The sequence below is a fragment of the Streptomyces sp. NPDC059900 genome, assembly GCF_050270335.1.
In the GTDB taxonomy this organism is placed as follows: domain Bacteria; phylum Actinomycetota; class Actinomycetes; order Streptomycetales; family Streptomycetaceae; genus Streptomyces.
This window is the reverse complement of the sequence record NZ_JBNNJZ010000505.1, coordinates 1-5,987: the sequence shown is the minus strand read 5'-3', so window position 1 is coordinate 5,987 and position 5,987 is coordinate 1. Positions and strand designations below refer to the sequence as shown.

Sequence of the window (5,987 nt, the reverse complement as noted above, 5' to 3'; positions counted from 1 at the left end):
GTACCGCTCGTCGGCCCGCCTGGTGAAGTACCTGTCGAAGAAGTACGACATCCCGCTGGACCGCCAGCACATCATCGGCCACGACAACGTGCCCGGCACGCTGCCCTCGACCATCGCGGGCATGCACACCGACCCCGGCCCCTACTGGGACTGGCAGCACTACTTCACGCTGATGGGCAAGCCCTTCAAGCGGACCGCGGGCCCCAGCGGCGGCCTGGTGACGGTCGCGCCCGAGTACTCCAAGAACCGGCCGGAGTACACGGGCTGCGTCAAGCCCGGCGAGAAGTGCGTGCCGCACGGTTCGGCCGCGGTGCGGGTGCACACCGAGCCGCGTGACGACGCCCCGCTCATCAAGGACATCGGTCTGCGCCCCGGCGGCGGCGACTCCACGATCGACGTGAACGACACCGGAGCGCGCCTGTCCACCGGCCAGCAGTACGCGGTCGCCGACCGCAAGGGCGACTGGACCGCCGTCTGGTACCTGGGCCAGAAGGCCTGGTTCAAGAACCCGAAGAAGCAGCCCACCGCCGTCGACGCCAAGGGTCTCGTGGTGACGCCCAAGGGCGGCGCCACAGAGGTCCCGGTGTACGGGCGCGCCTACCCGGAGAAGGAGGCGTACCCGGCGGGCGTCCCCGTGCAGGCGGTCACGCCGCTGCCGTACAAGCTCCTCGCCGGACAGAAGTACGCGACCGGCGGAAAGGTGCCGGGCGAGTACTTCTACGCGCCGACGTTCGACACGGCGCCGCACAAGGTGGTGCGCGGCAAGGACATGTACTACGAGATCCAGTTCGGCCACCGGGTCGCGTATGTCCGGGCGGCCGACGTGCAGGCGGTGCGCTCGGGCTCCTGAAGCCGCCGATGACGGTGAGGGCCGGGTCCGCGTGGGTGCGGGCCCGGCCCTGGCATGTGGGGCTCAGTCGAAGACGTAGCGCTGTCCGGCCCGCGCCTTGAACGTCTTCTCGCCGCCCTTCAACAGGGCGCTGCGCACGGTGAGTTCGCGGGTGCGTGTCGCGGTGAGCACGATGCGGGTGGCGCGTCCGCCCGACCATGCGACGTCGAGCAGCGCCCCGCCACGCGCCCGCAGGCCGCGCACCGACCCCTCGGGCCAGCTCGCGGGCAGCGCGGGCAGCACCTCGATGACATCGAACTGGCTCTGCAGGAGCATCTCCACGATGCCCGACGTCGCGCCGAAGTTGCCGTCGATCTGGAACGGCGGATGGGTGTCCCAGAGGTTGGGCAGCGTCGAGGACCCCAGCTGCTCGGCGAGCATCTTGTGCGCGTGGTCGCCGTCGCGCAGCCGCGCCCAGAAGTTGACCTTCCACGCCTTGGACCAGCCGGTGCCGCCGTCTCCGCGCGCGGTGAGCGACACCTTCGCGGCATCGGCCCACTTGCTGCCGGGCTTGATCTGGCGGCCGGGGTGCAGGGCGTAGAGGTGGGAGACGTGCCGGTGGTCGTCGGTCTTGTCGTCCAGGTCGGCCTTCCATTCCTGGAGCTGGCCCCAGGATCCGACGCGCAGTCCGGGGTCGAGCTTGCCGAGCGCCTTGTCGAGGTCGGCGCGGAACGCGGCGGAGTCGCCGAGGATGCGGGCGGCCTCCAGGGTGTTGGTGAGCAGGTCGTGGACGATCTGCTGGGCCATGGAGTCGCCTGCGGTGAAGTCGCCGTGCTCGGGCGAGTAGCTGGGGGTGACCACGAGGGTGCCGTCGCGCGGGTCGGTGCGCAGGTTGTCGAGCCAGAACTCGGCGGCTTCCTTCATCGCCGGATACGCGGTGGAGCGCAGGTACTCCGTGGAGCCGCCGAAGCGGTAGTGCTCGTAGAGCTGCGCGGTCAGCCAGGCGGCGGCCTCGGGGAACCAGAAGGCGGTCGCCCAGTCGTGGACGCCGGTGAAGCCGTAGGGGTTGGTCTCGTTGTGCACGACCCAGCCCCGCGAGCCGAACATCTCCTTCGCCGTCCGCCGCCCCGGCGCCCGCAGCGCCTCGACGAAGCGGTCGTAGGGGGCGGTGGTCTCGGGGAGATTGGCGGTCTCGGCGAGCCAGTAGTTCATCTGGAGGTTGATGTTGGTGTGGTAGTCGGCCGACCAGGGCGGGGTGGTGCTGTTGTTCCACACGCCCTGGAGGTTCGCGGGCAGCGAGCCGGCGCGGGAGGAGGCGATGAGGAGGTAGCGCCCGTACTGGAAGAAGAGCGCTTCGAGGGCGCGGTCGGATGCGCTCGCCCCTCCCCCGTACGCCTTGAGCAGCTGGTCGGTGGGGACGTCGGCGGGGGCCGCCTGGCCGATGTCGAGGGCGACGCGGCCGAACAGGTCGCCGTGGTCGCGCAGATGGCGGGCGCGGAGGGAGCCGTGGCCGCGGGCGATGGCCCGGTCGACGGTGCGGGTGACGTCGGGGTGCGGGTCGTCGCCGCGGTAGTCGGGGTAGGTGTCGGCGTAATCGGTTCCCGCGGCGAGCGCGAACCAGACGTGGTCGGCGCCGCTGACGGTGATGCTGCCGTCCGCGTTCGCCGTGCGCGTGCCGCCCTGCTGCACGACGCGCAGCTGGGCCTCGAACCGCAGCCCGTTGTCGGCGAGTTCACCGCGTACGGTGATCCGGTCGCCGGCGGCCCTCGCGGTGAAGTCGGTGCGGGGCGAGGTGTGGCGCAGGGTGCAGGTGACGCTCGCCGGGCGGTCGGCGCTGAGGCGTCCGACGAGCACGCCGTCGGGGCAGGAGGCGAAGAACTCCCGCTCGTGGCGCACCTGTCGGTGGGTGTACGTGACGGTCGCCAGGCCCCTGCGGAGGTCGAGGGTACGGCGGTAGGCGGCGTCGGGGGCGGCCGGTGCGTCCGCCATGTCCAGGTGCAGATCGCCGAAGGTCTGGTGGGCGCCGTAGCCGCGGCGGGGCTGGCCCAGCTCGGCGGCGACGGCGTCGGGGGTCAGGGTGCCCTTCTCGTCGAGTTCCTTGCGGACGGCGTCGAGGGCGCCGGGCCGGGGCTCGCGCCAGTCGCCGTGGTCGTAGCCCTCGCGGGAGCCGGGGCCGCCGGTCCACAGGGTCTTCTCGTTGAACTGGAGCCGCTCGGAGGCGAGGGTGCCGAAGACCATGGCGCCCAGCGCGCCGTTGCCGACGGGGAGGGCCTCACGCTCCCAGTCGGCGGCGGGCGCCGCATACCAGAGCAGCAATTCATCGGAGGTATCGCGTGGCCGATCGGTAGCGGCCTCGGCAGCGGACGCGGCACCGGCAAGCACGCCTCCACCTGATGCCAGTGCGGCTGCGCCGCCGACGGCGGACTTCATCGTGGTTCTTCGCGAGATCCCGGGAGTCATGACCGGTCACGTTAAAAGTCCGATGACTGGCCTGGCAAGGCACATGACAAAACCCGCCCCTCCGAGGGAGGGGCGGGCAGGTGGTCCGTCCTGATCAGGTGCCGGCCGGGATGGGTCAGCCCTGCTGGAAAAGCTCGGCGGGCAGCGGCTTCAGGAGGGCGTACAGATCGTCGGTGATCGGCCGGTCCCAGGCGGCGATGGTGACCAGGACGCCGTCGCTGCGGTCGAACTGCACGCAGGAGATGCGGCTCTCCGAGAGCTTGAGGCGGCGCACGATGAGGAGGTTGTCGCCCTGCATCACCGGCATGTCCTCGGTGGAGACGACGGTGATCTCCTCGTCGTTCTCCAGGGCGATCAGCAGCTGGGCCACCTCGAAGGGCACCTCGTCGTCGGCGGTCTCGCGCGCCGGGGAGCCCTCGGGCAGATTGCCGATGATCATCGCGGGGCCGCGCCCGCCGAAGAGGTCATAGCGCAGGAAGACGCCCTGGCAGCTGCCGTCGGGGGCGGGCAGCAGGCCCGCGCCGAGGTTGCCGGGCCAGTCACCCGGGTCCATGGCGAGGACATCGAAGTCCGGGCCAGCGGGAGTGGCGGAGCTGCGGCGGCGGAGGAAGGACATGCGCCAATGGTACGTGGCCCGCGGTGGTTCCCGGCGCGGGGGCGGCGCCGGTCCGCGCGCGGCGGCCGCCGGGCGCGCCGGGTGTTCCGCACGAGGTCAGCGGGGGTGGTGAGGCTCCAGCGCGGCGGCGAGACCGGAGTGGTCCGTTCCCACTTTCCGGTACACGGCGGAGAGCAGCCGGACGACGGTCGGCTCGTCGGTGTGCAGCTCCTCGGCGATGCGGGCGGCGGGCTCGCCGCGGACGGTGAGCGCCGCGGCCGTGCGCTCGCGCGTGGTGAGCGTGTCCGTCTCGGTGCCGTGCAGCAGACGGGGGCGCAGACCGGCCGCCGCCAGCTCGTCGCGGGCCTGCTCGACCAGGCCGTCCGCGCCGCACTGGACGGCGGCCTCGAGCCCGCGGTACAGCGGGTCGGCGGCGTCCTTGGAGCGGCCCGCCCGGCGCAGCTCGGCGCCCAGGGCGACCAGCGCGCAGGCGAGTTCGTACGCCGCGGGCGATCGCTCCAGATGGCCGACGGACTCCTCCAGGAGCTTGACGCGCACGGAGCCCGACGCGACCCCGGCGGTGATCCGCAGGGCCTGCCCGACCGCCGACGCGGTGGCATACCTGCGGGCCCGCCGGACCGCCTCGTACGCGGTGGCCAGGGCACGCTCGGGGGCGTCGTCGGCCTCGGCGAGCGCGAGGTGCAGCTGCCAGGGGCACCAGGCGGGGTTGCGCATGCCCCGCGGGTCGAGGCGGCGGCCCGCGGCGGCGAGTTCGGCCGCCGCGTCCTTGGTGAGGCCGCGGGCGAGCAGCAGTTCGCCGTGCACGGCCTGCGCGTCGGGGAAGACGACGGCCGCGGGGAACGGCGCCCCGAAGCCGTACTCCTGCGCGGTGCGCGTGGCCTCGGCGACGCGGCCCCTGGCCAGCAGGATCTCGATGAGGATGCCGACGGCGTACCAGTGCGCGGGGGTTTTGGGACCCACCCGCTCGGCGATCCGCAGCCCGGCGCGCACGAAGTCCTCGGCTTCGGCGAGGCGTCCGCGGCGGTAGCGGATGTAGGCGAGCAGCGTGTACGCGAACGACAGGTGGGCGCCGCGCCAGCCCTGGCTCTCGAAGTCGGCGATCCCCGCGGCGAACAGTTCCTCGGCCCGTCCCGGCCGGTCGGCGTACAGGAAGGTCAGCGCCACCAGGACGGGCACCTCGAAGCCCCGGTCCTCCTCGGCCCAACCGAGCCCGCCGGCCAGGGCGCGCTCGGCGTGCCCGACGGCGGTGGCCGCGGGTTCGGCGCGCAGCGTCGCGTCCCAGGCGCGCAGCCCGATGATGTACCGCTCGGTCAGGTCGCGGCCGGGCAGCCGGTCGGCGAGGCGGGCCAGGCGCCGGGAGCGGGCGGGCGAGTCCGGTTCGTCGGCCCGGAAGGCGTCCCACATGAACTGCTCGGCCTGCATCCGGATCCGTACGCGCGGCTCGGTGGTCACGCGGATCTCCCGGGCGAGAGTGTCGGAGGCCTCGCCCAGGCGGTCGGAGTGGGCGAGGACCTGGGAGAGGCGGTAGACGATGCCGTGCCGCAGGACGGGGTCGGTGATGGGCTCCTCCAGGGCGGCGCGCAGGTGGTTGACGGTCGTGGCCGGTTCGGTCAGGAGGGAGGCACAGCCGAGTTCGTAAAGGACGGCGGCGCGGTCCTCCCAGGGAGGCGGTTCGCGCAGGGCGCGGGCGAGATAGCGGCGGGCGGCGTCGGGGGCGCCCGCGCGGACGGTCTCGCGGGCCGCGGAGCGCAGTTGCTGCACGACCCAGGTGTCGCCGTCGGGGTGCACTTCGAGGAGGTGGCGCGCGGCGGCGGACGCCCCGAGACCCGCGTTGATCACGGCCCAGGCCGCCTGGCCGTGCAGGGCGACGCGCACGCCCGCGGGGATGGCGCGGTAGACGGCGGTGGCGATCAGCGGGTGCACGAACTCCAGGGTGTGCACGCCGGTCAGGACGCGGGCGCGGCGCAGCCGGTCGGCGCAGTCGACGGCCTCCCGTTCGCCGATGCCCGCGACCGCCGCGGCCAGCGAGGGGGAGATGGAGGTGCCGAGGACCGCGCAGGCCCAGGCGAAGCGGACCGTGGA

Annotated in this window: 3 protein-coding genes and 1 pseudogene; 1 reads left to right on the top strand and 3 read right to left on the bottom strand. The window is 73.2% G+C overall.

Annotation, left to right across the window (positions count from 1 at the left end; translation table 11 throughout):
- A pseudogene (locus ACQKIP_RS37440) lies at window positions 1-850 on the top strand (N-acetylmuramoyl-L-alanine amidase); the annotation flags it as partial.
- 63 nt (window positions 851-913) lie between these two features.
- On the opposite strand, the gene ACQKIP_RS37435 reads toward ACQKIP_RS37440, so the two are convergent.
- The 3 genes from ACQKIP_RS37435 to ACQKIP_RS37425 form a co-directional block, all read right to left on the bottom strand.
- Entirely contained in the window at window positions 914-3,259 is a 2,346-nt protein-coding gene (locus ACQKIP_RS37435; RefSeq protein WP_365859858.1) for a glycoside hydrolase family 95 protein, read from the bottom strand.
- Window positions 3,260-3,404: 145 nt separating this feature from the next.
- Window positions 3,405-3,905, bottom strand: a complete 501-nt coding sequence (locus ACQKIP_RS37430; protein WP_365859595.1) for a hypothetical protein — start codon at window positions 3,903-3,905, stop codon at window positions 3,405-3,407.
- Window positions 3,906-4,001: 96 nt separating this feature from the next.
- On the bottom strand, window positions 4,002-5,987 hold a 1,986-nt coding region (locus tag ACQKIP_RS37425), incomplete at its 5' end, for an ATP-binding protein (RefSeq protein WP_427745160.1).

What these genes read in the sequence shown, in the direction of transcription:
- ACQKIP_RS37430 (WP_365859595.1), bottom strand. Translation starts at nt 3,905, where the DNA reads ATGTCCTTCCTCCGCCGCCGCAGCTCCGCCACTCCCGCTGGCCCGGAC.
- ACQKIP_RS37435 (WP_365859858.1), bottom strand. Translation starts at nt 3,259, where the DNA reads ATGAAGTCCGCCGTCGGCGGCGCAGCCGCACTGGCATCAGGTGGAGGC.